At 63.5% G+C, this 23308-nt stretch carries 29 protein-coding genes; 12 read left to right on the top strand and 17 right to left on the bottom strand.

Translation table 11 applies throughout. The features are described 5' to 3' along the window. Positions 1-204: 204 nt before the first annotated feature. From trxC to V2J18_RS11715, 3 genes are all read right to left on the bottom strand, one after another. On the bottom strand, positions 205-657 hold the full coding sequence (gene trxC, locus V2J18_RS11725; RefSeq protein ID WP_064748333.1) for a thioredoxin TrxC: 453 nt from the start codon (positions 655-657) through the stop codon (positions 205-207). Further along, positions 654-1133 (bottom strand): OsmC family protein, encoded by a 480-nt coding sequence (locus tag V2J18_RS11720; RefSeq protein ID WP_336131877.1) that lies wholly within the window; start codon positions 1131-1133, stop codon positions 654-656. Before V2J18_RS11720 ends, trxC begins: the two co-directional genes overlap by 4 nt. A gap of 732 nt (positions 1134-1865) precedes the next feature. Next, positions 1866-2279, bottom strand: coding sequence for a DUF3693 domain-containing protein (locus V2J18_RS11715; protein ID WP_336131876.1), 414 nt, complete (start codon positions 2277-2279; stop codon positions 1866-1868). 170 nt (positions 2280-2449) lie between these two features. On the opposite strand from V2J18_RS11715, the gene V2J18_RS11710 reads away from it, so the two are divergent. From V2J18_RS11710 to V2J18_RS11670, 9 genes are all read left to right on the top strand, one after another. Beyond that, positions 2450-2743 carry a hypothetical protein gene (locus V2J18_RS11710; protein ID WP_336131875.1) on the top strand — a complete coding sequence of 98 codons (294 nt, stop codon included), beginning with the start codon at positions 2450-2452 and terminating at the stop codon, positions 2741-2743. Next, entirely contained in the window at positions 2736-2882 is a 147-nt protein-coding gene (locus tag V2J18_RS11705; protein WP_336131874.1) for a hypothetical protein, read from the top strand. The genes V2J18_RS11710 and V2J18_RS11705 overlap by 8 nt, the downstream gene beginning before the upstream one ends. Next, on the top strand, positions 2875-4065 hold the full coding sequence (locus V2J18_RS11700) for a replication initiation factor domain-containing protein (protein WP_336131873.1): 1191 nt from the start codon (positions 2875-2877) through the stop codon (positions 4063-4065). The genes V2J18_RS11705 and V2J18_RS11700 overlap by 8 nt, the downstream gene beginning before the upstream one ends. A gap of 30 nt (positions 4066-4095) precedes the next feature. After that, positions 4096-4365 carry a single-stranded DNA-binding protein gene (locus V2J18_RS11695; protein WP_336131872.1) on the top strand — a complete coding sequence of 90 codons (270 nt, stop codon included), beginning with the start codon at positions 4096-4098 and terminating at the stop codon, positions 4363-4365. Positions 4366-4419: 54 nt separating this feature from the next. Next, on the top strand, positions 4420-4635 hold the full coding sequence (locus tag V2J18_RS11690; RefSeq protein WP_336131871.1) for a hypothetical protein: 216 nt from the start codon (positions 4420-4422) through the stop codon (positions 4633-4635). Positions 4636-4646: 11 nt separating this feature from the next. Continuing rightward, the gene (locus V2J18_RS11685; protein ID WP_336131870.1) at positions 4647-4853 is read left to right on the top strand and encodes a hypothetical protein; all 207 of its coding nucleotides are present in this window, start codon (positions 4647-4649) and stop codon (positions 4851-4853) included. A gap of 112 nt (positions 4854-4965) precedes the next feature. Further along, positions 4966-6345 (top strand): hypothetical protein, encoded by a 1380-nt coding sequence (locus tag V2J18_RS11680; RefSeq protein WP_336131869.1) that lies wholly within the window; start codon positions 4966-4968, stop codon positions 6343-6345. Positions 6346-6347: 2 nt separating this feature from the next. After that, a complete protein-coding gene (locus tag V2J18_RS11675) occupies positions 6348-6632 on the top strand; it encodes a DUF2523 family protein (RefSeq protein ID WP_336131868.1) in 285 nt (94 codons plus the stop codon). Between the two features lie 6 nt (positions 6633-6638). Beyond that, a complete protein-coding gene (locus V2J18_RS11670) occupies positions 6639-7781 on the top strand; it encodes a zonular occludens toxin domain-containing protein (protein WP_336131867.1) in 1143 nt (380 codons plus the stop codon). Between the two features lie 224 nt (positions 7782-8005). Here V2J18_RS11670 and V2J18_RS11665 read toward each other — a convergent pair whose 3' ends face one another. Further along, positions 8006-8395 (bottom strand): hypothetical protein, encoded by a 390-nt coding sequence (locus tag V2J18_RS11665; protein ID WP_336131866.1) that lies wholly within the window; start codon positions 8393-8395, stop codon positions 8006-8008. An 81-nt stretch (positions 8396-8476) separates the two neighbouring features. Further along, positions 8477-8734 (bottom strand): DUF3653 domain-containing protein, encoded by a 258-nt coding sequence (locus V2J18_RS11660; RefSeq protein ID WP_336131865.1) that lies wholly within the window; start codon positions 8732-8734, stop codon positions 8477-8479. Positions 8735-8939: 205 nt separating this feature from the next. Here V2J18_RS11660 and V2J18_RS11655 point away from each other — a divergent pair, with 205 nt between their 5' ends. Then, on the top strand, positions 8940-9272 hold the full coding sequence (locus tag V2J18_RS11655; RefSeq protein ID WP_336131864.1) for a DUF3653 domain-containing protein: 333 nt from the start codon (positions 8940-8942) through the stop codon (positions 9270-9272). 599 nt (positions 9273-9871) lie between these two features. Here the strand turns inward: V2J18_RS11655 and V2J18_RS11650 are convergent. The 7 genes from V2J18_RS11650 to V2J18_RS11620 all read right to left on the bottom strand — a co-directional run bounded on the left by V2J18_RS11650 (position 9872) and on the right by V2J18_RS11620 (position 14873). After that, entirely contained in the window at positions 9872-11137 is a 1266-nt protein-coding gene (locus V2J18_RS11650; RefSeq protein ID WP_336131863.1) for a zonular occludens toxin domain-containing protein, read from the bottom strand. A gap of 2 nt (positions 11138-11139) precedes the next feature. Continuing rightward, a complete protein-coding gene (locus V2J18_RS11645; RefSeq protein WP_336131862.1) occupies positions 11140-11388 on the bottom strand; it encodes a hypothetical protein in 249 nt (82 codons plus the stop codon). A 45-nt stretch (positions 11389-11433) separates the two neighbouring features. Beyond that, positions 11434-12789, bottom strand: a complete 1356-nt coding sequence (locus V2J18_RS11640) for a virulence factor TspB C-terminal domain-related protein (protein WP_336131861.1) — start codon at positions 12787-12789, stop codon at positions 11434-11436. 128 nt (positions 12790-12917) lie between these two features. Continuing rightward, on the bottom strand, positions 12918-13124 hold the full coding sequence (locus V2J18_RS11635) for a major capsid protein (RefSeq protein WP_336131860.1): 207 nt from the start codon (positions 13122-13124) through the stop codon (positions 12918-12920). 49 nt (positions 13125-13173) lie between these two features. Beyond that, positions 13174-13380 carry a hypothetical protein gene (locus tag V2J18_RS11630; RefSeq protein ID WP_336131859.1) on the bottom strand — a complete coding sequence of 69 codons (207 nt, stop codon included), beginning with the start codon at positions 13378-13380 and terminating at the stop codon, positions 13174-13176. 3 nt (positions 13381-13383) lie between these two features. Then, complete coding sequence (locus V2J18_RS11625; RefSeq protein ID WP_336131858.1) at positions 13384-13653, bottom strand: single-stranded DNA-binding protein; 270 nt, start codon at positions 13651-13653, stop codon at positions 13384-13386. Between the two features lie 29 nt (positions 13654-13682). After that, entirely contained in the window at positions 13683-14873 is a 1191-nt protein-coding gene (locus tag V2J18_RS11620; protein WP_336131857.1) for a replication initiation factor domain-containing protein, read from the bottom strand. A gap of 36 nt (positions 14874-14909) precedes the next feature. Between V2J18_RS11620 and V2J18_RS11615 the strand changes: the two genes are divergently transcribed. Then, entirely contained in the window at positions 14910-15206 is a 297-nt protein-coding gene (locus tag V2J18_RS11615) for a hypothetical protein (protein ID WP_336131856.1), read from the top strand. A 35-nt stretch (positions 15207-15241) separates the two neighbouring features. On the opposite strand, the gene V2J18_RS11610 is transcribed toward V2J18_RS11615, so the two are convergent. Further along, entirely contained in the window at positions 15242-15502 is a 261-nt protein-coding gene (locus V2J18_RS11610) for a hypothetical protein (RefSeq protein WP_336131855.1), read from the bottom strand. A 152-nt stretch (positions 15503-15654) separates the two neighbouring features. Here V2J18_RS11610 and V2J18_RS11605 point away from each other — a divergent pair, with 152 nt between their 5' ends. Beyond that, positions 15655-16440: a DUF3693 domain-containing protein gene (locus V2J18_RS11605; RefSeq protein WP_336131854.1), complete on the top strand. Its 786-nt coding sequence runs from the start codon at positions 15655-15657 to the stop codon at positions 16438-16440. A 48-nt stretch (positions 16441-16488) separates the two neighbouring features. Here the strand turns inward: V2J18_RS11605 and V2J18_RS11600 are convergent, their stop codons facing one another. From V2J18_RS11600 to V2J18_RS11585, 4 genes are all read right to left on the bottom strand, one after another. Then, positions 16489-16899, bottom strand: coding sequence for a DUF4124 domain-containing protein (locus V2J18_RS11600; protein WP_075575269.1), 411 nt, complete (start codon positions 16897-16899; stop codon positions 16489-16491). 266 nt (positions 16900-17165) lie between these two features. After that, positions 17166-18569: an ATP-binding protein gene (locus V2J18_RS11595; RefSeq protein ID WP_079248330.1), complete on the bottom strand. Its 1404-nt coding sequence runs from the start codon at positions 18567-18569 to the stop codon at positions 17166-17168. 130 nt (positions 18570-18699) lie between these two features. Next, the gene (locus V2J18_RS11590) at positions 18700-22428 is read right to left on the bottom strand and encodes an eCIS core domain-containing protein (RefSeq protein WP_141233579.1); all 3729 of its coding nucleotides are present in this window, start codon (positions 22426-22428) and stop codon (positions 18700-18702) included. 3 nt (positions 22429-22431) lie between these two features. After that, positions 22432-23283, bottom strand: coding sequence for a hypothetical protein (locus V2J18_RS11585; RefSeq protein ID WP_336131853.1), 852 nt, complete (start codon positions 23281-23283; stop codon positions 22432-22434). Between the last annotated feature and the right edge of the window lie 25 nt (positions 23284-23308).

Raw genomic sequence — 23308 nt, 5'->3', positions numbered from 1 at the left:
CGATGCACCTCCCGTCGTCGCTGCGATCGTGCCGTTTTCTCGGCGCGGGCGAATTGATCCGGGTCAACGCAGGCGAAGATCGCTCCAGCCGGTAGGGATTCGTTCGGGAGGCCGTTCGTCAGCGCGCCGGGCTGTTCTCAAGCATGCGTGTCTCAAGCATGCGTCCGCCAATGCAGCGCACGCGGCCCTTTCCGGCGTCGGTCTTCATCGCGACATGCCGCGGGCGAGTTCGGCGCTCGCCCAGCGTACGATGTCGGCGGTCGACACCGCGCCCGAGCGCCGGGCAAGTTCCTTTCCATGGTGGAACAGCGCCAGGGTAGGGATGCTGCGCACCGCGTGGCTCGCACCGAGGCCCGGCTGCGCCTCGGTGTCGATCTTGGCCAGGCGCAGCATGGGCTCGAGCTGCGCCGCAGCGGCCTCGAACTGGGGCGCCATTGCCCGGCACGGGCCGCACCACGGGGCCCAAAAGTCGACCAGCAAGGGCAAATCGCTCCGCTCCGCGTGCACGGCGAAACTGTGCGGATCGAGCGCGACCGGTTGGCCTGCGAACAGCGGTTTATGGCAGCGGCCGCACCCGGGCGCGTCGCGCAGACGCGAACGCGGAACGCGGTTCAGCGCGTGGCAATGCGGACAGGCGATCGTCGCAGCGTCGCTCATGAGCCGGCCTCGAAACTCTTGTCGCCGAGCAGGCGATGACGATGCGCATCGTACACGGTGACGTCGACGTTGATGCCTTGGCGAACGCTTTGAGTGACGATGCAGAACTCCTCGAACTGCTGCAGAATCCGTTCGAGATGGAGGTACTGCTCGTTGCCATCCGGCAAATAGAGTTCCGCCGAAATGCGGGGGATACGCCAGCGCCCTTGGGCGTTTCGGATCAGGGTGGCGCTGATTTCCCCGCGCAACTTGTCTGGCCCATTGCCGTACTTGCGCAGCGAGAACAGCAGGCTTGCGGCGAGGCAATGGGCGATGCCGGTGAGCAACAGGTGGGCAGGGTTGGGGCCGCGTCCTTCGCCGAGCGGGGGTTGTTCGTCGACGAGCAGGGCATCCAGCCCGGCCTCGTCGAACTCCACACGGAAAGCATAGTCCTCGTCCTGCTCGAGTCGGACCCGGATCGGGTGTTCTCCGGTCATATCGTCACCCTGTCTGCTGATCGTGCTGCGGCAGTCGCCGATGGTGCTGCAACCTAGGCCGGATGCTCGCCATCAACGCGGTCGACCTGGAAACATTATGCGAAGTTTTGTTCGGCGTTGGCAATGCGGAGGGTAAGGATCGGCACGGGCCGTGACGCGTAACGAATCGGTATCCGCTGCCTGCGGAGCCTGGAGTGATCGGCCGGCCACCCGGCGATCCATCGCCAGTTAAAGGCGTGTCGCCCGTGCATTCGGGGCGAACGCATTCGGGGCGAAATCATCGGGATGGTGAGTCCGAGTGCGGACCTTTGGGTACGGTCATGCGTGAGCGCAGCCCGGCGCACCGACCAGATCGAGATTCCGCGCTGCGCCGGCGCGCTGGGGCCTAGAAGTCGACTGTGCTGCCTGGGTGACCGAGTCGGGTCGACGGTCGATGGCGTTCTGGATGTTGCCGTTGACGTTCGGGGCGAAATCATCGGGATGGTGAGTCCGAGTGCGGACCTTTGGGTACGGTTATGCGTGAGCGCAGCCCGGCGCACCGACCAGATCGAGATTCCGCGCTGCGCCGGCGCGCTGGGGCCTAGAAGTCGACTGTGCTGCCTGGGTGACCGAGTCGGGTCGACGGTCGATGGCGTTCTGGATGTTGCCGTTGACGTTGGAGGTGCCGACGCAGGCCGCGTAGCTGGGGGGGGGCACCGTTTCCCGTGGCCGCAAGACGGCGAGCTGGGCAGCTCATGTCCGGGGTGGTTGGGTAAATCGAGCGAAGTCTGGGTGGTGCCGGGCCTGATAACATAATATGCATTGCTCGGACGCCGCCGACGCTAAGTGATTGATAGTAGAGGTCGGGGCGGAGAACGGCATTGCGCATAGCATCAGGGCCGCCGCCGTCGCTGATAGACGCCGCCAAAAGGCACGCTCTTCCGATGTGTGCGCGGCCACTTTGAGGATTTTGGCCGCCTCTTTTTCGGGGGAGGAATGCCCTTGGATTCTCAGGCAATCGGCGATGATCCAGGCCGTTGGTAGCCTTTTGCCGGTGCGATAGTGGGAAATAGCCCCATCGCTGATCCCCAGGAGCGGAGCCAGTTCGGCGAAGTTCTTCACGCGAGCGGCCACTCTGGTGGCCTCAAAAAAAGCGACCCAATCCATAAGACTGTCTCCGCGAGTGAGATGACGGCCGTAGCCTACACCCGTTGACGGCTACGGCTGTAGCCGGCTAGCGTCTACACCCGTAGCTAAATGGGCTGCCGGCAGGGACGGGGCCCGGCGCCCTCCCCAGTCGGTGCCGCCGTTCCTGCCTCTATGGAGGGGCAGGGGAGATGATCTTTTCGCGCAATGGCTATCCCGCGAACGGGATGCAGCACATCAGCACCACGCTCGCCGAGCTGGCGTGGGATCAATACGAGGTCGCTAGCGCCGCAGCATCGCGCTACCTCAAGGGCGACCAACTCGACTTCGTCACCGTCGCCGATGAGCGCGCATTGCGCGACTTCTGGCGCGACACGTTCATCGCCTGCGAGCGCGAGTCGCTCGTGCACGTCGCGACCGCCGCGACGCCGATGCGCAATGCTCACCGCACTGGTAGCGCCAAGGAGGGCAAGCGCCATGCGTAACCTGTTCCGCCGAGTTCTCTGCGAGCTGTTCGGCCATCACTACGGCGATGCGTCCGACGCCGGCCGGGTCCCCGGTGTCATCTGTTATCGCTGCGGCGACCGCCTGCACCGCTGTAACGGGAAGATTCGTCATGGCTGACGGCTCGGGGCTCGTTGCGGTGAGCAATGACTATTGCTGGCGCTGCGGCATGACTGCCGACCACTACTTCGGCGACGGCTGCTGTTGGGCGTGTACCGAATATGCCCCCAGCGACCGGGGGGCGAAAAGCCCGTGTAGTAACACGGGCCAAAATGCACTGATCCCCAAGCGCCGAGGCAGCCTCACGAAGCCGAGGCGTTCTATTCCCAAGGGTGATCCCGGTGTCGGCGCTTTGGTGGACTACCTGTCGTTGACGCTAAGCGACGCAACGGGACTGCTTGAGTTGGTCGGCGAAGAGGAATTCGCCGCGAAGCTGATCGCCATGCTGTTCGGGCGTGCCTGTGGCCTGACCGCTACAGAGCTTTCCGGCGCAGGCTTCCAGGGCTACACCAACAGCGCCCTGGTCATCGGCCCTGGTGGCGAAGTCGCCGGCAAGGTTGGCATCGGCGGCAACAACGACACCGCGCACGTGTCGTTGACCGGTGCGGGCACCGCGTGCATCACCGACTGGCAGCGCGCCGTGCACGGCCTGCTGCAACTGGGCGCGCGCATCACGCGTTGCGATCTAGCGTTCGATGACTACCTCGGCCAGTACTTCGACCCGCGCGATATGCATGAGGCCGTGCAAGCCGGCGAACTGGTCGTGCGCGCCAATGGGCCAGGGAAACCACCCAAAACCCGTTACCTCACTGACCACGGCAGCGGAGCAGGGTGCACGTTCTACGCCGGCCAGAAGGGGCACAAAGAGCTTTGCGTTTACCACAAGGGCAGGGAGCAGGGCGACCCCGATAGCCCGTGGGTTCGCGTGGAAGTGCGCTTCTACTCCAAGCGTCAGCAGCTTCCGCCCGAGATGCTCTTGCAGCCGCTCGCGTACCTGCGCGCTGCGTACAACGTGTGCGAAGCGATTCCTGCTGACGTGACCGAACGACTACGCACTGTGCGCGCGAAGGTCGAGGCGACGGCGGTCGCTTGGGTGCGCTTTATCAAAAATCAGGTGGGTCGGTCGTTGACCCTGGTGCACCAAGTCTTTGGCGATGACGCGGACGCCTACATCCGCGAAGCCCTCTGCCGCCCAGGTGTTCCCGGCATATTCAAGGGATTCGGTAGTGAACACCTCATGCAATACCTACGAGAAGGGCTCGGTCATGTTGACCGCCGCGATCCGGTGGGCGCTCTGGCTTGAGCGCAACCGCCACAACCAGGAGATAAAGCCATGCACGTCGTCGTGAAGAGCACCACCGTTACCAACCAGCGGCCGTACCGCGATCGCATGTACGGAGATCAGCAGGCCGCGCTCGATACCGGGTCCGACTATCCGCGCCCGTTCAAGCTTAATGTCGAGGTCGGCAAGGAATTCCAGCCGGGTCGTTATGAGCTGGCTGGCGATTCGTTCGGCAACGACAAGCACGGCAACCTGATCCTTTCCCGCGTTCGCCTCGGCAAGCGCGTCGATACGCCGCCGCCGGTCCCGACCACCAAGTAACCGCCAGTAGGCCGACCGTCGCTCGCGGCGGGCGGCCTGATACCGAGAACGATCATGGAAGAGCAACCCGCACAGTTCCTAGTCCAGTACTGCAAGGCAGCGGACTACAACGCCGCAACCGGTGAGTGCGCAGCGCCCTTCTACGGTCCTGCGTCGAGTTTTCCGCCTGCGCTCGACGTTGTCGAAGGCATCCAAGTGTCCGCTGTGATCATCGGCGCTTGGGCTATCGGGTTCTACATCAAGCAGGCTCGTCGCACTGCCAATGTTTAGGAGATACCACCATGCACACCAAGATCGCCACCCGCGTCAAGCAGGGCCTGACCGCGCTGTCCCTGACCGCTTTCGCCGCCGCCGCCAACGCCGGCGCAATGGCCGAGGCCGTCAGTTCCGGCGTCGATAAGCCCGAGCTGCTGCTGATCGGCGGCATTGTCCTCGGCATCGCCGGCATCGTCCTCATGGTTCGCTCCGGCAAGCGAGTCGCCAACTAATCGACATAGGGCAGGGGCGGGCAACCGCCCCTGTGTTCGTTATGGAATACGCAGGCTATTTCGTGATGCTCGCGCTTCTCGGATTCGCTTGGCTCGCATTTGAGGGCTAGTCATGCGCCAAGCGCTCCTGATCTTTCTCGCCCTTCTTTCCGTTCTCGCTGCGCCTGCCGCATTCGCGACCACCGGAACCTGTTCTAAGTCGTATTCATTGAGCGTGGATGACGGTTGCGCAAATGAAGGCGATGCCGCAGCGGCGGCGTTCGCCGCCGCGCGTGGACGCGTGGATGCCGGGAACCCGAGCTATCCCGACTGGGTGGTTTGCGGCCTCACCAATGATCCTCCGCCGTCCGCTGTTGCGGTCAAGATTTGCCTATCGCCTACTAATAGCACTGGCGTTGCCGCGTATACCCGTTACTACAACAACACCTGCTCGTCGCTGGGTGAAAGGCTATCTAACAGCGTCGCGATCAACGGCACCATGAGGTGCGACGCGGGGTGCGAGCATCGCTTTTTCAACGATGGAAAAAATCCACCAAAGAAAGTTGCGACCGGTCGGTCGTGCGACGTGTGGGACTATAAGTGTCCGCCCGGCTACGTGCCCGGCGGTGGCGTTGCGTCCTCTCTCATGTCCGTGAACTGTTTGCCGGACGGCCCGCCCGAGTGTCCTACAGGTACGAGGCTGGAGGAAGGCAAGTGCGTTCCGGACCAGCAGTGCCCGAACGGCCAGCATATGGACTCTCAAGGCAAGTGCACCCCGAACAAAGAAGAGTGTCCCGCCGGCCAGACCAAGGGGCCGGACGGAAGTTGCGTCGATGACGGCAAATGCCCGGCCGGACAGGTGCGCGGCCAGGACGGCAGTTGCAAGAAAGACGGCGACGGCGACGGCGATCCCGACCCCGGCGAGGACGACGGCAAGTTCTCTGGCGGCGACGATTGTAAGAACCCGCCGCAGTGTTCCGGCGACAACATCCTCTGCGGTCAGGCGCGCATCCAATGGCGCATAGACTGCAACACGCGGCGAAACGAGAACATCACAGGCGGCGCCTGCAATGCGATGCCGGTTTGCACGGGTGAAAAGTGCAACGCAATGGAATACGCCAGCCTCCTGCAAACGTGGCGCATGCGCTGCGCGCTTGAGCGGATGGAGGCCAACGCGGGCGGCACAGTTGGCGGTGCAGGGCAGCAACCCGACTGGACGAAAGTTCCAGGCATGAGCCAAGACCCCGGCGCCGGCGGCGCACCCGGCGACACGAATATATGGGCGCCTTCTCAGCGCCTCGACGGGAGTGGCCTTAATGCATCCGGCTTCGTCGGTGGTGGCGGCACTTGTCCGGGCTTCGGCGTTACGTCGGGCGGTAGCGCTCTCACTGGCGGATTCATGAGTGAACTGGCGTCGCCTCCTGCGTCGTGGTGCACCCTCATTAGCTGGGCCGGAATCGTGTTCAACGTATTTGCGCTCGTCACCGCCATTTTCATTCTCGCGAGGCCCTGACCATGCCTTTGATTATCGGCGCGCTCGTCTCCGCGCTACTCAACGCACTTCGAACCTATCTGCCTGGAATCGTTGGCCGCGTCCTTCTCGCTATCGGCATCGGCGCGGCGGTCAAAGAGATTGCGTTCCCCGCCTTGATCGGCCTGATTCAAGTCAAGGTTGGCACGCTGCCTTCGCTACTAATCGCCTATTTCGGCGCCTTGAAACTCGATATCGCCATTACGCTGATTCTCTCGGCGATGGCGGCCAAGGCCACGCAAAAAGTCATGCTTGCCAAGCTGGGGTAACAGAACATGCTGATGCTCGTCACCGGCCAGCCGGGCCACGGAAAAACGGCTTATGCGCTTTGGCGCGCGATGAAGCTCAAGAAGGAAGGGCGTGAGGTCTACGCGCACGGCATCAAAGACCTTGCCTATGATCAGCTTGGCTTCAAGCCGATCGACAACCCGCAGGACTGGCAGTCTTTGCCCGATGGCTCTGTCGTCGTGCTGGACGAGTGCTATGGGACGTTTCCGAACCGAAATGCGGGATCGAAGGTCCCCGGTCACGTGGATGCGATGGCGCGGCATCGTCATCGCGGCTTCGACTTCATCCTGATCGCGCAACAGGGCTTGCAGCTCGATCCGTTCCTCCGTGGCCTCTACGAAGAACACGTGCACGTTAAGCGCCGCTTCGGGAAGGCCACCACGCTCAAGCGCTGGAGTTCGTACCAGGGGAACGTTAAGGCGGCCTGCTCCGATGAGTCGCAGTGGATTCGCCCCAACGATGTTTTTCAGTACTACACGTCTACGGTTCTCAATACGAGCCGGCTGCACGTGCCGATGTGGCTGCGCTGGATTGCAGTTCTGCTCTTTCTGCTGCTCTGCGGCTCGCTCTACCTCAAGCACAGCTATGAGTCGAAGATCGAGAAGTTCGCCGCCGAGAATAAGTCCGCCTCGGCGGGCGTGGCTGGCGCGGCTCCGCGCGGCACGCGTGGGGGCGCGCCGGACGCGGCCGGCGTCCACTACGACACCCCCGGCGACTACGCCAAGGCGCATCTTCCGCGTTTCGCCACCATGCCCTGGACCGCGCCCGTTTTTGACCAGCGCCAGCCCACGGCCGATCCTCAGTTGCTCTGCATGTCCGCGGAGGCCGGCACCGATGCGGACGGCGGCCACCGCGACGCGAGTTGCACCTGCCTGACGGAGCAGGGCACGCGCTACGACATTAGTCAGGGCGAGTGCCGGCGCATCGCTCGGGATGGCCCGGTCTATAACCCTTACAGGCAGCTCGCCGCCGCGCCCCAGGCTGCGCGGCAGGATGAGCCCGCACCGTCGCCACCGTCAGCGCCGAACGCGCCCCAGGCGAGCGCGGGCGCCGTTCTGAGGGCAGGGCAGATCAGCACGTATGGCGACCTTGCCGTGCCCGCGTCGGAGCCGGCCGGGAATTCCAGCTAAACGCCTCACCCGCGCCTGCGCCGGCATTGCACGAAACGCCAGACGGACCACCCGCGTCAGTGCGGCACCAGGCGCGCCACCGCTCCCGCTGACCCGCTTTTCGGCGCCGAGAGCTCGACCGCGGGGAGTGGTCCGCTGAAAGCCTTGCCCCGTAATGCTTTCCGAGGGTCGCCGATCGACAACACCAACGAGAAGGCCCCCGATTGGAGGCCTTTTCGTCGTGTCTAGCAGGGGCCGCTATCGGACCATTCGGCGCCGCGCTTTATCAGCCGTTGGCCGTTGATGCATCGGGAGGCGGCGCTAGGCTCGGGCTGTTGCTGCCGCCTAAGCTTTTCCAGCTCGGCGTAGAGTCGAGCTACGTCAGCGCGAAGCGTGTCGCGCTCGGCTCGTAGTGCGTCGAACTGCTTTCGGACACCTTGCTTTTCCGCCAGGGCACGTGAAGCCAGTAGGGCGGCCTGTCTGTCCTTGGCGGCTGCCTGCTGCTTTCCGATGATGTAAGCGGTCGCTATTGCGGTTCCGACCAGCCCGATCAATACAAAGACGGTCAGGCCGGGGCCAAGCCAGCCCCATTTTGTGGCTTCATCGCTTCTGATGATGTGTCGTCTCTCTTCCATAAGCCCCCCGGTAGTCGAAGCTAGGATAAGAAAAAGGCCCCCGGTTGGGGGCCTCGTTCATTTCTGGCGATCGCCAGCGTCTCAGCCGGCCGTGACGCCGCCTACACGGAAGTCGGCCAGCTCGATCACGACGACCTTGACCTTGAAGCCCCGGCCCGGCGCACGCTTGGCGCGCTCAGCCGCGTTCCGCGAGGCAAAGCCCGCTAGCCGCAGTTCCATCTGATCGCGCCACATCAGACCGCGCAGGCGCTCGACCGTCATGCGTTGGCCGTCCTCTGAAACGAGATGGCGACCTCGCAGCCGCCATCCGTACCATTCGTCCGTGAAGTCATGGTTCACGCGTCACACTCCTTGTGGTTGCCTGTGTTGCCAACGGTAGCGCGCGAAAGACGCACGGAACGAGACCAGCAAAGAAGCGGCCCAGGATCGCAACGCACGAGAACATAATATGCATTATGCGAAATTAGATGCCTGGGCATCTGGTCGCGATTGGTGCGTTTCCTGCGTGCTCTCCTGGCGGTACTCACACCGACAGGAGGTCACCGTGACGAATCGTCCCCCGTGCTGGTCTGAGGGCCAGAAATGCCCGAACGACTGCGCCGCCGCGTTGCTGCAGCAACAGGCCCACAACCATTTCAACCTCACTGGCCCCTGGTCCGGTTGGCGCTTACGTGGCCGTGATCTGGTCGGGCCCGGTGGCGAACGCGTGAGCCCGGAGCGCTTGCGCGGGCTGTTGTGGCGGGAAGCCGGTACGGATCGGGCCAGCTCTGCCCGGAACCGCCGGGAAGCCGCCCAGGCCGCCCGAGGCCGTCAGCCGGTGAAGGTCGTGGTGATCGAGTTGGCCGACTTCCGGGTCGGCGGCGTCACTGTCGGCTGAGACGCTGGCGATCGCCAGAAATGAACGAGGCCCCGCGAGGGGCCTTTTTCATTTATTTACAGGCGTCGTAGACCCGATCCTGCCAAGCTCGACGGCCGTCGTACCCCGTATTCCTGCCATAGTCGCTTTCGAGATAGGCGTCCCGCATGCGCTTCATATCCTCGCAGCTCGTTTGTGAGCTGCCAGTCGGTCGGATCACCGTGCCTGGCCCTGCTCCGTTCCGCGCCCGCCTGGCCTGCCTTGCGAGGTATCCAGAGTCAACGGCGGGCGGCGGCAAAGACCGCACCTTTCCGTAAGCAGGGCTGCTGCTGCCCTCCGTCCCCCACGTCTTGACATAGGTTTGATCAGGGCCGCACGGCTCTGACTGATAGGTGATTTCCTTGCCGTTCACGCACTTGTGAATGTCCTGCGCCGACGCGTTAAAACCGGCCAAGCAGAGCAGCAAAGGTAGGTGGCGCATAACAACATCCTTGTCGAGATGCGCGGAGGCTAACAGCAAAAGCGGGGTCAGCGGGAGCTGTGGCGCGCCTGGCGTCGGCCTTGCGCGGGTGGTCCGCCTGGCGTTTTGTGCAATGCCGGCGCAGGCGCGGGTGGGGCGTTTAGCTGGAATCCCCCTCCCCGCTCCCTGCGTAGCTCTCTGGCGCGGTGGGCCGCGCTGTGGCGCCCACGCCGATATCACCGTAGGCGGTGACCTGGTCGCCGGCGATGACGGCGCCTGGCGTGGCTGCGGCGTCCACGGCGCCAGGTCGACCGCTCGGCTCCCGGGTGCGGCGTAGGCCAGGCGAGCCGCCGATGTTCTCCGCCGGCTGGCCGGAGTCGGTCGTCAGGATTCGACCTGGTCGGCGGTACGGGTTGTAGGGCTCGCCGTCGCGGGCCACTCGCCGGCACGACTCGTCGGCGATGTAGTAGCGCGTCGCCTGCTCGGTGAAGCATTTGCACTCGCCGTCGTCGCTGTCCCGGTAGCTGATGTAGCACAGCAAGCGGGGCTCGGCGTGCGCCTGGCGGCCGTCGAAGATCGGCGCGGACCACGGCATTTCCGCAACGCGTGGTGTCTGGCGTTCGGCCCATTCCGCCGCTGTGAGCTTGGGAGTCGATTGCGGTTGCGGCGAGGTCGGCACCGCCGGCGCCCCCTGCTCGCTCCGCTGCGCTGCGGCCGCCGGCGCCGCCTCTTTCGGCGTCACCATCTTGTAGACCTTCCACGCACCCAGGCCCATCAATGCGACGAACGCCAACGCCAGCAGCGGAAGCGCGACCACGCGCAGCGGCAGCTTGCGCTTGACCGTGTGCACCGTGGCGGACTGATACAGGCCCATCACGGTCGGCGGATACGTCCAGGGGATGCCGCCGCTGCCGCGCTTGCGCTGCTGCACGCTGTTCGGGTCGTCGCACATCGCCGGCCACTGAAAGCGCTCAGTGATCTGCGTGCCGAAGCGGCGCGACACGTGGACGTGTTCGCCGACCAGGCCACGCACGAACGACGACAGCTGCCCCGGCTGTTGCATGGTGAAAATGAAGTCGAAGCCGCGATGACGGTGCTTAGCCAGATTCAGCACGCGCGAATCGTTCTTGGCGGCCGGCAGATGCGAGCCAAGGAACTGCCAAACCTCATCGATCGCGATCAGCGAACCATCCGGGCAGTTCTCCCAGTCGAGCGGATCATCGAGCGTTTCGAAGATGCCGGGCTGCAAGCCTTCGACGTTGCAGACGAAGATCAAGCGTGGGTCGCTGCGGTTGCGCAGCGCGTCGATCAACTCATCCGACGTGCGGAACTTGCGCGGGTCGATGCCGACCGCCTTGCACAGCTCTTCCAGCATGGAGAGCGTTTTACCGGCACCCGGTGTGCCGGTGATGGCCTTGATTGGCATCGTCAGCCCCCCGCGCCGCGACGGAACACGAATTTCTGCGCGCTGCGCACGCCGTAGGCGGCGAAAAGCACCGATACGACGTCGGGAATACGAGCCAGCTCCAACCATGCGGCCATGTCGCCACCGGAGCCGGCGGACGTGATCGCCGCCATGATGGCGGTATAGACCGGGGTCAGCACGTATTCCGCGATCACGAACGAGCCGCCCAGCGCAAGCGCGATCTTGGCGACGAACTTGCCGATGAGGGTCATCCCACCGGCCAACACTGCATCACGTAGAACACTAAACATGGTCGGTCACTCCAACATGATTTTGACGGCGAGCAGGTAAGCAAAGCCGAGCAGCAGCGTGCCGAGCAGCTTCAAGTGCGGGCAAATCTTGTCGAGCGGCAGTTCGAACGAGCCCCAGGAGCCGGCATCGACCTGCGGATTGCTCGGGCAACCGGGCTGCGAGCCGATGTAGTTACCCAGGACGTCGAGAACGCTGGTGGAAGGGCCTTCGCCGCCGAAGAGCTTGCCGATGCCCTCGCCCATGCCGCCCTCAGCGCCGCCCAAGTCACCCTCGCCTGCGCCCTTCTCGGCGTTGCAGCGTGCTTGATGCTGTTCGCGCAAGATCGCGCACAGCGCTTGATCGCCGCCGCTGCAAGAGTAGCCAGAGCCGCACGAACCGCCGCCGCCAACGGAATTCGGCTTGAGACCACCGTCTCCGTCGCCCTGACTGGTCCCCGTCCCGCCACCGCCACCCGGTAAGCCAGGATTGCCGGAACCGTCGTCCGGGTTGCCGTCGTTCGGATTCGTGTTTGGCGTGCCGGCGTTGTTGTTGATCGTGATGTTGCTGACGTTGCCGCCGGTGTGATTGGTGATGTTGGCCGTGCCATTGGGCTTCCAGTCCTCGCCGGGGCGCGGGGTCGGTGGCTTTGCAGGCGGCGGCGTCTGCCCGGGCACCGGCGGCGAAATGGTCACGTTCTCGGTACGGTTCGGATTGGTCGCGTTGGTTCCGTGCCCGTCTGGCGCGCAGTAAGTGCGGCCGGTCGTACCGCTGGTCACGCAGGTCTTGCCGTCATCGCGATAGCACACCGTGTGCCCGCCCAGCGTTTCGACGCACACCTGCCCCTTCGGCGGCGTCAGCGGTGGCGGGTTCGGCGACGCGCAGGCTTTGCCACTCGGCTTGAGCGTGCCGCGAGCGAAAACAACGTCATCTTTGCCCGGCGTGTCGAGGGTTTGTTTCTTGGTCGGCTCGATCTTGTACTCACAGCCGTTGCCACAAAAGGTGTCGCCCCTGGTGATTTCAACGTCGCCGCCCTGATACAGGTTCGGACGCGTCGCGCACGACTGATCGTAATAGCGAATATAGGTGCGGACCGGCAGCGGATTGGACCCCGATGCGCAGGCCTGGACGCGCACACCGTTCGGCGGCTGCTCGTTGTCGGGCGATATGCCGCACGCCACCATGTCCGGATAGCTCGGGCTCGGATAGCGCTTAATGCTGTCCTGCAATGCCGCGAGTGCTGCTGTCGTCGCCATGCCTTGATCTTTGCAGCCGATGCCCGGGTTGACGTCGGCCGAGCGCGAACAAGTCGCGTCGGTCTCTGCATGTGCCGATGGCGCGATGGCGGCGAGCAGCAGAGCGAGGATGACGGTGAACTTAGTCATGGTTGAGGGCCAGCCACCCGAGGCCGAGAATCGCGATTAGGACGAAGTAACCCATGTCGTTCCCCTGGAACGAGAAAGGGCAGGAATGCCCTGCCCTGTCTCGGTTGCGGTCCGATACGGGGCGGCACTTACATGCCGCCGCGCACCCACTTGAAGACCTTGATGCCGACCAGCATCACCAGCACGGCGAGGCCGATCACGGCGCCGGCAACGGCGGCCTCGCCGATGGCGGTCTTGGCCTCGCTCACGTCGATGGCGGCGAAGGCCGGCGAGGCGACGAGCGAAGCGGCGGCGATAGTGGCGAGAGCGGTAGTCTTGGCGGTGATCTTCTGCATTGCGGTTTCTCCTACGAGGTTGGGGAGGTGGCGTGGCGCGTTGCCTCGTTCAACGCACGACGCGGTAAATCGCTTTGAAGCCGGCACCAACCGCCCAGCAGGCGACGATGGCGGCACCGATGACCGCGCCCTCTTCCACCGAGAGCGCCGGGAACGGCGAAGGCTCATAGGTGGCCCAAATCGGATGCGCGCACGTCTGCGTGGCGGCATCGAAATCGGAGGCCTTGCAGGCCTGGATCAGCACGGTCTCGGGCATGGGTTAGCCCTTCGGCAGCGACGGCGGCGCGCTGATGCGCGAGCCAATGCGGACACGGTTCAACCGCAGATTGCCGTGCTGATCGGTGCCGAAGCTGTCCCCGGCAAGGTTGTACTGGCCCGGTTCGTACTCATGGCCGCGCTCGACGTTGACCTTGAACGGCAGCGGGTAGTCCGCGCCGGCAACGTGCAGTGCCGCCTGCTGTTCGCCGTACCACTTGTTCTTGTATTCGCGATGGTTGGCGCTGGTCTTGCTCTTGAATTCAACGTGCATGGCTTTTCTCCTGGTTGGGGCGGTTGCGCTCAAGCCAGAGCGCCCACCGGATCGCGGCGGTCAACATGACCGAGCCCTTCTCGTAGGTACTGCATGAGGTGTTCGCTGCTGAATCCCTTGAATCTGCCGGGAACACCCGGTCGGCAGAGGGCTTCGCGGATATAGGCGTCCGCGTCGTCGCCGAAGACTTGGTGCACCAGGGCCAGCGAGCGGCCCACCTGGTTCTTGATGAAGCGCGCCCACGCGACCGCCGTCGCCTCGACCTTCGCGCGCACAGTGCGCAGCCGTTCGGTCACGTCAGCCGGAATCGCTTCGCACACGTTGTAAGCAGCGCGCAGGTACGCGAGCGGCTGCAAGAGCATCTCGGGCGGAAGCTGCTGACGCTTGGAGTAGAAGCGCACTTCAACGCGAACCCACGGGCTATCGGGGTCGCCCTGCTCCCTGCCCTTGTGGTAGACGCACAGCTCTTTGTGCCCCTTTTGGCCGGCGTAGAACGTGCACCCCGCCCCGCTGCCGTGGTCGGTGAGGTAGCGGGTTTTTGGCGGTTTCCCTGGTCCGTTGGCGCGCACGACCAGTTCGCCGGCTTGTACGGCTTCGTGCATGTCGCGCGGATCGAAGTACTGGCCGAGGTAGTCATCGAACGCCAGGTCGCAGCGCGTGATGCGCGCCCCCAGTTGCAGCAGGCCGTGCACGGCGCGTTGCCAGTCGGTAATGCATGCGGTGCCTGCACCGGTCAACGACACGTGTGCCGTGTCGTTGTTCCCGCCGATGCCGACTTTGCCGGCGACTTCGCCGCCAGGCCCGATCACAAGGGCACTGTTCGTGTAGCCCTGGAAACCTGCGCCCGAAAGCTCGGTGGCGGTCAAGCCGCAGGCACGGCCGAACAGCATCGCGATCAGCTTCGCGGCAAAATCCTCTTCGCCGACCAGCTCAAGCAAGCCCGTTGCGTCGCTCAGGGTCAACGACAGGTAGTCCACCAAGGCGCCGACACCGGGATCGCCCTTGGGAATAGAACGCCTCGGCTTCGTGAGGCTTCCTCGGCGCTTGGGGATCAGTGCATTTTGGCCCGTGTTACTACACGGGCTTTTCGCCCCCCGGTCGCTGGGGGCATATTCGGTACACGCCCAACAGCAGCCGTCACCGAAATAGTGATCGGACGCCATGCCGCAGCGCCAGCAGTAGTCATTGCTGACCCCGACAAGGTTAGTAGTCACCGTCATGCCACAATCCCCGCAACACTGACCGGAGCAAGCACGATGCGCAGCAATAGCCCCAAGCCGGAAAAGCCGCTGTCGTACCAAAAAGAAATCGAGGCCAGAATCCTTGCCCTGGAAACACTGGTTCTCGGGCTGCTATATGCCAGCCGCGATAGCGCGGAGACGCGCAAAGGTGTGGTGTCGGCCATGCATCTCATGAGTGACACCCTTCTGTCAGAAGGCTCCGGAGCCACGCATCAATTTCGTGAGGCGTGGCGTGCTGAAATCGCTCATGCACTTCGCGTAGCGTGGCCGGAGATAGCAGAAAGCGAGAAGACACCCGAGTCTGTGCCGTAGCTGCCTGCCGGCGGAAATCTACGTAGATGACGTTTTCAGTCATGGCGCATGCCGTCCTTGGCGTTACCAGTGCAGCGAGCTTTGCGCATCGGCGTCGCGGTGGTCGCGACGTGCGCAAGCGACTCGCGCTCGCACGCTACGAAGGTGTCGAACCAGAAGGCACACACCGCGCGTTCGTCGGTGGTGGTGATGAAGTCGAGTTGATCGCCCTTGAGGTAGCGCGATGCTGCGGCGCTAGCGACCTCGTATTGATCCCAAGCCAGCTCGGCGAGCGTGGTGCTGATGTGCTGTGCCATGTCCCCTACCCCTCCCTAGTTGCGGGGACGGCCGCCCCGGGTCTAGGGGGAGGCCGAGCGGCCGTCCCCGCTGGCGCCCGTCCGTCTCCATCGCGGAGACATCGGAGGCATGTATATTCCCCGGAGACATCGACTGTCAACCGGGCGGAGACATGAGCGCAACCCTGAAACTACTCGACAAGTACCGCGAGGCGCGCGGAATCCCGTCAGACAACGCTGCGGCGATCGCGCTGGGCATCCACCGCGCAACCGTAAGTGGCTGGCGGAAGCAAGGCAAACAGGCGGAAGCTCATGTGATCGCGGCAATGGCGAAAGCCATCGGGCAAGAACCTGGCGGGTGGCTGGCTCTGATCGAGTCGGAGCGTGCGCGATCCAACGAGGATCGGAAGGTATGGGCCGCCCTGGCGCGCCAACTTGGGGCTGCGGCGGCGTTCGCGCTAGTGCTGTGCGTGCTGTCGCTGCCCGCCCCTGCTAAGGCCGCCTCCCAGGGCGTGGAGCGCGGCACGGGCTATGCATTATGCGAAATTATGGGTGCCGTACGTGGTCGCGGCTCCTGCGCTTCCTGCGTGGCCTCCTGGCGGTACTCACACCGACAGGAGGTCACCGTGACGACTCGTCCCCCGTGCTGGTCTGAGGGCCAGAAATGCCCGAACGACTGCGCCGCCGCGTTGCTGCAGCAACAGGCCCACAACCACTTCAACCTCACCGGGCCCTGGTCCGGCTGGCGCTTGCGCGGGCGTGATCTGGTCGGCCCCGGCGGCGAACGCGTGAGCCCTGAGCGCTTGCGTGGGCTGTTGTGGCGCGAGGCCGGTACAGATCGGGCCAGCTCTGCCCGGAACCGCCGGGAAGCCACCCCGGCCGCCCGAGGCCGTCAGCCGGTCAAGGTCGTAGTGATCGAGTTGGCCGACTTCCGGGTCGGCGGCGTCACTGCCGGCTGAGACACTGGCGATCGCCAGAAATGAACGAGGCCCTGTCAGGGGCCTTTTTCATTTGCAGGCGTCGTAAACCTGATCGGCCCAAGCCCGGCGACCGTCATAACCGGTGTCATTGGTAACGTTGGCATCGCGCATGCGTTTCATGTTTTCGCATTGGCTAGTGCCAAACGAACCTGTGGTGACGGCTGCCCCGGCGGCTGCCCCCGACCGAGATCGGCCGGCGATCCGAGACAAATAGCGCGAGTCAGCATCGGCCTTCTTTTGGGCTCGATGTCGCCGCCAAAGCTCTTCGTTCGTAGGAGGCGCTTCGGGTGTGGCCGTCCAGGACTTGGCAGTTTTGGTACCCGCGCAGGGGTCGCTTTGGTACGAGACCGCCCCGCCCTTGCCTATGCATTTGTACACCATCTGTGCGGACGCAGCGGGCGACAACAGCAGTACGGCATAGCAAATCCATGTCTTCATGACGGTTCCTCCCTGTACGGAAAGAATAGCCGGGAAAAGCGGGTCAGCGGGAGTGGTAGCGCGCCTGGTTTGACCTGGCGCGAGTGGTCCGCTTGGCGTTCCACGCAATGCCGGAGCAGGCGCGGGTGATGCGTTTGACTGGAATTACCGACCGGTTTAATCGTGGACACCGGTTATATCGCCGAATGCGGTCCCCTGCCCTACGCCCCGGGTGAGGTGGCGGGCCATCTTGGCGATGCTTCGGGCTACGGCGCCAAAAGAAACTTTCATTCGAGTTTGTTCTCTTTTGCGTATTCGCGGCGAATGCCGTCAAGGAAATCCTGCAGGCGCAGCACGCGCTCATCACGGGAAATGGCCTGCATCGAAACGTAGCGAATGACGTTCATGATCATTCCGCCGCTCAGCTCATAACGAGTGGCGATGCGCGCAAGGTCAATGCCGGGCTCCAGCGAGGCGGCGGGCGGCAGCCCTTTCTGCCAGATGAGCAGGCGCTCGCCTTGGCGCGGCATCGGAAAGTTGACGATGTGTTCGAAGCGGCGCGCGAAGGCTTCGTCGACATTCCCCGCGAGATTCGAGGCGAGAATGGCCAGGCCTTCGAAGGTCTCGATCCGCTGCAGCAGGAACGAGACTTCCTGGTTGGCGTAGCGATCATGTGCATCGCGAACCTGCGTGCGCTTTCCGAACAGCGCATCGGCTTCGTCGAAGAACAGGATCCAATCCTTGCGCTCCGCTCGGTCGAACAGTCCGGCCAGGTTCTTCTCGGTTTCGCCGATGTACTTGGACACCACCATGGAAAGATCGACGCGATAAACCTCGCGTCCCGTGACTTTTCCCAACAGCATCGCCGTGACCGTCTTGCCCGTGCCTGGCGGGCCGTGGAACAGTGCGCGGCAGCCCGGGCGCAACTTGCGGCGCATCTGCCAGTCGTCGAGCAGCACCTGCCCGTGACGCACCCAGGTCTCGAGGTCGCGGATTTCGGCGAGCGTACGCGGCTGGAGAACCAGATCGTCCCACTCCATGTCCGTGGACAGCTTCTGCGCGGGAAACTTGGATGAAGATCGCGGCGGGCGCGGCTTGCCGTTGATGATGCGATCCGCGGTTTCCTCATCGACCAACAAACGGCCACTCATCGGCGGATCGCCGTCGACCGACTCTTCGAGATAGACGATGCGCCTCTGTATCAGCGGGTGATCGCCACCCAGTAACTTCTGCCAGCGTAGTCGCTCGCCCAGGTCGTCGCCCGCCATGACGAATAACGCCGTGTCGCCCGTTGGCAAAAAACCGCGGTGTTGTTTGCCGCGGATGCCGCCGAGGAGCGGGTAATCCCCCGCGCCGGGTGCGAGATTCTGGACCAGGCGATCGAGAAAGTCCGACCTGACCAATGGGGCGAGTGCAAGCAACAGCAGGGCCTGCGACTCGCTATCGAGGCGCTGCTCCCTCACCAGGCGGGCATAGGGCGCATCATCATCGGGATCGGGCGGGTCGATCACGGTCGGCATCAGGACGCAGTCGATGTCTCGCTGAAGGTGCGCGCGCAGATGACGCTCGAGCAACGCCTCGAATTGTTCGAACGCCCGGTGAAGATAGGCGCGCCCCTCTGTGTCGCGCGCCTTTGTCGGAATCCGCAAGGGCTCGATGTGTCTTGCTAAGGTGCCGGCTCCAGCGTTCATTGAGTCTCCTTCTGCGCCATGGCTTGCATGTCGGCGTCCGGCGTGATGGTGGGCAGAGACGTGTGATATTCCCGGAAGGCAGCTAATCCGTCGGTGCCCGGCTCAGCTCCCTGCGCTTATCGTTGATTGGTCACGGAACACTGTAGTCATCGCTAAGGCACCACAGCGTATGGTACAGCTGCACAACGCCATTGCTCGTGTCGAGGCGGATGCCGTCGAGCAGTTCCAGGTTGGCGTTCCAACGGCAAAGTCCAACGCCAAATCCTTTCGTTACATAGAGTCTATTCACTGCGACATTCAATACCCGGTACACGTGCTTGCCGTCGACCACGATATCCAGATCGACGAAGGCAGGCGGCTTCGGAACGTCGAAGTTGAGCGGGTTCTTCGACCACTCGATGTACGACCAGAAGTTGACGATCTGGACGCCGATGCCCTTGGGGACGATCCAGTCCTTGTTGGCGGGAACGACTTCGTGCGCTTTCACGACCTTGACCGACGGGTCCAGCCCCTTGGTGGCTTGGGCGTACTGCTTGTCCGCGTCGACCTTGTCCTGTGCAGCCTTTTCCTTCGCTGCTCTTTCCTTGGCCGCCTTTTCCCGGTCGGCCTTCTGTTTCTCCAGGGCTGCGACGGTTTCTTTATAGAAGAAATCCTTCTTCTTTCCATTCTTGTCGTAGAACGCCAGCAGGGTGGCATCACCGGCGATGCCGTCCTGCTTCATGCCCAGTTTTCCCTGCATGTCATAGATTGCGTTCGCGAATTCATCCGAATCCGCCTTGATGCCGGGTTTCGCGATGAACAATGTCGGCTCCCACCCGCGAATCTTCTTGTAGACGACGTTCTGCTCGCGAGCATGCGGGTAGTCGATCTTTCTCTCGACTTCTGGCTTCGGAGAGGGAGGGTCCTTCTTGACGGCCTCCCGCTTGGCGTCCTCGAGATTGAGCTTTCCCGTCTTGCTTTCGCGCGCCTGTTCGAGCAGCGCCCTCGCTGTCTGCCGGTCCTTGAACTCTTGCATCGAGAGCCCGCTATCCTTGATGCGCTTGAGCAAGTCCAGCATTTCCTCCTTGGTGACCGCTTTGCCGCCCGGTTTTCCGAATACGGTCTGAAGGTCCTTCAGGATCTGCGGCTCGAATTCCTTCTCCCACTGGTCGCGATGGGCGCGCATCGCATCCGAATTGTCGGCGATTCCGCCCTTGGCCTCGAACTTCATGGCGGGAATCGCGTCGTCGGCGATGTGGCAGTGATATTTGGACAGATTGGGGCCCAGCACGTTATTGATGAGCTTCTGGTAGGTGGGAGCGATGTGGGTGCGTAGCAGCTCGCGGACATTCGGCGTAACGATTTCCCGATTGAACCAATCCGTGCCGATGACGATGCTCACCATGGCGCCGATGCCCAGTTGGGCAACGAGGCCCCACAGGCAGCCCAGCGCCGGCGGAGAGACGCAGGAAACTATCTGAACGCCGATGCGGATGAGGTCGACCGCTGTGGTCGCGATATCCATCCAGCGCTTGGCGTCCTGGACGGCGGTGACGAGCGCTTCGAGCTGCCTGATCACATCGCCCCATTCGGTCTCGAGCTTCTCCTTGCTCTCCTCGAACGACTTGCGGGCGCGGCAGATCTCGTCGCCGAAGCTTTCGTTGAGTTCTTCATTGAACCTCTCGACAAGCTTGTCCATTGCGCTGTGGAAGCAATCCGCGAAGAAGTTGAAGCTCTCCGTGATGAACGCTGTGAATGCTACTTTGCACGCGCTCACGACAACAGTCAGCAGCTTGCTGGCCCAACCGATCTTGGTCATGCCGCCCGCCTTGACTCCCTGGACCTTGGTGCGCACGTCTTCCATGGGCTTCTTCTTGCGCTCGAAGACGCCGATCACCTTGTCCCACGCACTTCCCAGCATGAATCGCACTTTTCCGAGGTACTTCCCCGCGCGACCGCTCCAGAACATCAGTTGCTTGTATTCCCTGACCTCCTTTTCGCCCGTGCCGGAAAGCTTGCCGCCCGCCTTGCCTATGCGCTTTTCGAACTTGACCTTGTCGCGATGGCCGGAGAGCTTGGAATCCAAGAACTTCCGGAAGTCGCCGCCCCAGGCGCCGCGCTTCTTCTCCCAGGCCGCCCCGCGCTCTTTCCAGTAGCTATCGGGCCGGTCCTTGGTGTGGCGCTGGATATGCCGCGTGGCGGCACCCGATGGCGCACGCGAGACGACCGGAGCGGGAGCCGCGATCGTCTTGGGGCTGGCCATCTTCCCCGGATGGGGATGCGAGTCCGTCATCGACTTCTTGAGTTCCCGCATCTCCGCGAGGTGCTTGGTGAAGTATTCGTCGGGGGGAGTGTCCAGCCCCTTCGCGAGATCCTTGTACAGATAGACGCCGCCGCCGACGTAGGCGACCCACAATCGCCGGTCGCCATACTCGGTTTTCGGCGAGCCGATCTTGTGCTGTGCGTCCCAATTGTCGAAGTCCAGGAAGCCGGGCAGTTTGAGCTTGAGACGATCGAAGGAGATGCTGCCGCGCGTCTTGCCGCCGCTGAGCTGATTCACCCGCTTAACGAAGGCGTTGTATCCCAGCGCGTAGCTGTCCAGCTGGGCCACGCCTGCCGCCAACTTTCCGGCGTTCCACGGTTTGAGTTCGCCCAGCCAGATGTGCGACGGGAAGTCGCCCTTCCAGCCGCGAACGCCCTTCTTGCGATCTGGCCGCGTGGGCGCGGACGCCACTGCGGGCTGGGTGCCCAGGAACTTCGACGATGGCTTGTCCATCGACACGATTTCGTGTTCGGTTTCGGCTTCCTTGTACGCCTTGACTCCCGAGACCGTCTTTGCCGGCGTGGACATGTACAGGTCCGCCACGCCGACCTTGTTCATGCCGGGGGCGAAGCGATCCGCGCCCGGGATCGCCGCCTCGGTAACCAGCGCGGCGTCCGACTCGCGCAATAGCCTCTCGATGATTCCGTGGGTGGCTTTGCCCGAAACGTAGGAGGTGTTCTGGTACCACTTCGTCTCGTAATTGCTGCCCGCGCGCGATATTTGTCGTCGGCTCGCCATCTGCTGGATGGCGCCGTCTCCACCGCGCGAACCTGTCTGCTGCACGACATGCGTGAGCTCATGGGCAAGCAGGTGCTTGCCGGAGTCCGTGTCGGGACGGTACTGCCCTGGCGCGAAGTGAATGTCGGTGCCGCTGGTGAACGCATGACTGTGGATATCGCGGTTCATGGCGGCCGAAGCCGCGCCGGTGTGGATCTTCACTTGAGAAAAGTCGTGGCCGAATCTGGATTCCATGAAGTCGCGCGTGTCCGGGGGAAGCGCTGTGCCGCTTCCCTTGGCGGCATCGATACGCGATTCGAGATCGGCCGGAGCGGCTGAATCGCCCCCCTCACGCTTCGGGCTTACGGGCGTTTCTTTCGGGTTGACGAGGTCGATGTCCTCGGTCTCTTCGTTTATCTCTCCGGGTTCGGGCGGCTCGTCCTTGGCCGAGCAGCTCTCCGCCGAGTCACGCTGAACGCCGGCGCCAGCGGTCGAGGAAACCTGCATCGGGGCCGCAGGATCCGGCATCCGCATTACGGTGTCGGCCATCTGATCCGCCTCCTGCTCGAAGCGGTCGCCCGGGGTGCCCAGCGAAAGCTTGGCCTGTACGGGCGCGTCGCGGCGCTGCAGCTTCGGAGGCTCGTGATCGCAAGCGTCGCACTTCGCCTGCAAATCCGGAGGCCCTTCCTCCTTGAGTTTCGCAGTTTCCTCGGCTTCGCAAGACGCGCATTTCGCCTGGATCATCGGCGCGAAGAACGATGCCGCGCTCGCCCTGTGCGGGCTGAAAAACGACTTGCTCGCATGACCCGAAGCTTCCTTGGCGGCGGTCTTTGTTCGCACGGCTCAGAATCTCTTCTTCAAGCCCGGAAACAGCTTCAATATGTCCATGTTCAACATGAACTGGAATCCCGGTCGTTGGAGGTCCGGCATGCCCGGGGTCTGGTTCATGAGCCAGGTCGGCTCGTAGCCCGGCGCCATGCCGGGCATCAGCATCGGGTACGGGCTCAACGATTTGAACGTCTTGCCTTCGGCCTTCAGCGCGCCGTCCAGGAAATCGAGGCCGAACTTTCCGCCGGTCAAGTTGAATCCCCTGCCTGTGGGGTCGTAGCCGGACTCCAGGCCGAATGTCGCGCCCGACGGAATGTACGCCGGGCGTTTCTTCCACAGGTCCAGATAGGGGCCGAGGGTGAAGTCCGCGGAGAACTCGGTTTCATGCTTCCCGGCCGCGGGAAGTTTGTAGCTGAAGCCATCGATGGGCGAGTACGGAATCAGCCCCAGCAACTTGCCGATGTTCACGCCCGACAGGGTTTCGCGCAGTTGCGGGTTCGATGCAAACGCCAGCCCCGCCATGCCCAGGTTCACACCGGCGAAACTCAACATCGCAGCCTTCTCGGCCGGGCTCGCCCTGTCCCATAGCGTGTACTTCAGGCGGGTGAGGCGCGGCTCGTACCACTTCTTGAACGATTCGTTCTCCCCGAGTTTCTCGGCGGCGGTCTTCAACCCCTCGGTGATCGGGTCTTTCTTCTCTTCCTCCTGGGCTGCGCCGGGGGCGTCCTCCTTTTGCAGCACGGGCGCATCGCCGGCGGCCGCGGGCTTGAAGAACGGATCGCCGGCCGCGGGCCCGCTCTGCGGCTTGAAGAACGCCGCATCGCGGGTCTGCGTGCCTTCCGCTTGTCTGCGCCTGCGTCTGCCCATGGCGGCCTCCCGCCGGGCGGGACGA

The sequence above is a fragment of the Lysobacter firmicutimachus genome, assembly GCF_037027445.1.
GTDB lineage: Bacteria > Pseudomonadota > Gammaproteobacteria > Xanthomonadales > Xanthomonadaceae > Lysobacter > Lysobacter firmicutimachus.
The sequence above is the reverse complement of the archived record's forward strand: the minus strand, read 5'-3'. Positions and strand labels throughout refer to the sequence as shown.

Excerpts from the sequence above, each read along its gene's own strand:
- V2J18_RS11695 (WP_336131872.1), top strand. The coding sequence starts at position 4,096 with ATGCACGTCGTCGTGAAGAGCACCACCGTTACCAACCAGCGGCCGTAC.
- V2J18_RS11720 (WP_336131877.1), bottom strand. The coding sequence starts at position 1,133 with ATGACCGGAGAACACCCGATCCGGGTCCGACTCGAGCAGGACGAGGAC.
- trxC (WP_064748333.1), bottom strand. The coding sequence starts at position 657 with ATGAGCGACGCTGCGACGATCGCCTGTCCGCATTGCCACGCGCTGAAC.
- V2J18_RS11595 (WP_079248330.1), bottom strand. The coding sequence starts at position 18,569 with ATGAACGCTGGAGCCGGCACCTTAGCAAGACACATCGAGCCCTTGCGG.
- V2J18_RS11685 (WP_336131870.1), top strand. The coding sequence starts at position 4,647 with ATGCACACCAAGATCGCCACCCGCGTCAAGCAGGGCCTGACCGCGCTG.
- V2J18_RS11600 (WP_075575269.1), bottom strand. The coding sequence starts at position 16,899 with ATGAAGACATGGATTTGCTATGCCGTACTGCTGTTGTCGCCCGCTGCG.
- V2J18_RS11690 (WP_336131871.1), top strand. The coding sequence starts at position 4,420 with ATGGAAGAGCAACCCGCACAGTTCCTAGTCCAGTACTGCAAGGCAGCG.
- V2J18_RS11715 (WP_336131876.1), bottom strand. The coding sequence starts at position 2,279 with ATGGATTGGGTCGCTTTTTTTGAGGCCACCAGAGTGGCCGCTCGCGTG.
- V2J18_RS11625 (WP_336131858.1), bottom strand. The coding sequence starts at position 13,653 with ATGCACGTTGAATTCAAGAGCAAGACCAGCGCCAACCATCGCGAATAC.
- V2J18_RS11680 (WP_336131869.1), top strand. The coding sequence starts at position 4,966 with ATGCGCCAAGCGCTCCTGATCTTTCTCGCCCTTCTTTCCGTTCTCGCT.
- V2J18_RS11635 (WP_336131860.1), bottom strand. The coding sequence starts at position 13,124 with ATGCAGAAGATCACCGCCAAGACTACCGCTCTCGCCACTATCGCCGCC.
- V2J18_RS11700 (WP_336131873.1), top strand. The coding sequence starts at position 2,875 with ATGGCTGACGGCTCGGGGCTCGTTGCGGTGAGCAATGACTATTGCTGG.
- V2J18_RS11670 (WP_336131867.1), top strand. The coding sequence starts at position 6,639 with ATGCTGATGCTCGTCACCGGCCAGCCGGGCCACGGAAAAACGGCTTAT.
- V2J18_RS11605 (WP_336131854.1), top strand. The coding sequence starts at position 15,655 with ATGAGCGCAACCCTGAAACTACTCGACAAGTACCGCGAGGCGCGCGGA.
- V2J18_RS11650 (WP_336131863.1), bottom strand. The coding sequence starts at position 11,137 with ATGCCAATCAAGGCCATCACCGGCACACCGGGTGCCGGTAAAACGCTC.
- V2J18_RS11710 (WP_336131875.1), top strand. The coding sequence starts at position 2,450 with ATGATCTTTTCGCGCAATGGCTATCCCGCGAACGGGATGCAGCACATC.
- V2J18_RS11585 (WP_336131853.1), bottom strand. The coding sequence starts at position 23,283 with ATGGGCAGACGCAGGCGCAGACAAGCGGAAGGCACGCAGACCCGCGAT.
- V2J18_RS11630 (WP_336131859.1), bottom strand. The coding sequence starts at position 13,380 with ATGCCCGAGACCGTGCTGATCCAGGCCTGCAAGGCCTCCGATTTCGAT.
- V2J18_RS11640 (WP_336131861.1), bottom strand. The coding sequence starts at position 12,789 with ATGACTAAGTTCACCGTCATCCTCGCTCTGCTGCTCGCCGCCATCGCG.
- V2J18_RS11620 (WP_336131857.1), bottom strand. The coding sequence starts at position 14,873 with ATGACGGTGACTACTAACCTTGTCGGGGTCAGCAATGACTACTGCTGG.
- V2J18_RS11705 (WP_336131874.1), top strand. The coding sequence starts at position 2,736 with ATGCGTAACCTGTTCCGCCGAGTTCTCTGCGAGCTGTTCGGCCATCAC.
- V2J18_RS11645 (WP_336131862.1), bottom strand. The coding sequence starts at position 11,388 with ATGACCCTCATCGGCAAGTTCGTCGCCAAGATCGCGCTTGCGCTGGGC.
- V2J18_RS11615 (WP_336131856.1), top strand. The coding sequence starts at position 14,910 with ATGCGCAGCAATAGCCCCAAGCCGGAAAAGCCGCTGTCGTACCAAAAA.
- V2J18_RS11675 (WP_336131868.1), top strand. The coding sequence starts at position 6,348 with ATGCCTTTGATTATCGGCGCGCTCGTCTCCGCGCTACTCAACGCACTT.
- V2J18_RS11665 (WP_336131866.1), bottom strand. The coding sequence starts at position 8,395 with ATGGAAGAGAGACGACACATCATCAGAAGCGATGAAGCCACAAAATGG.
- V2J18_RS11610 (WP_336131855.1), bottom strand. The coding sequence starts at position 15,502 with ATGGCACAGCACATCAGCACCACGCTCGCCGAGCTGGCTTGGGATCAA.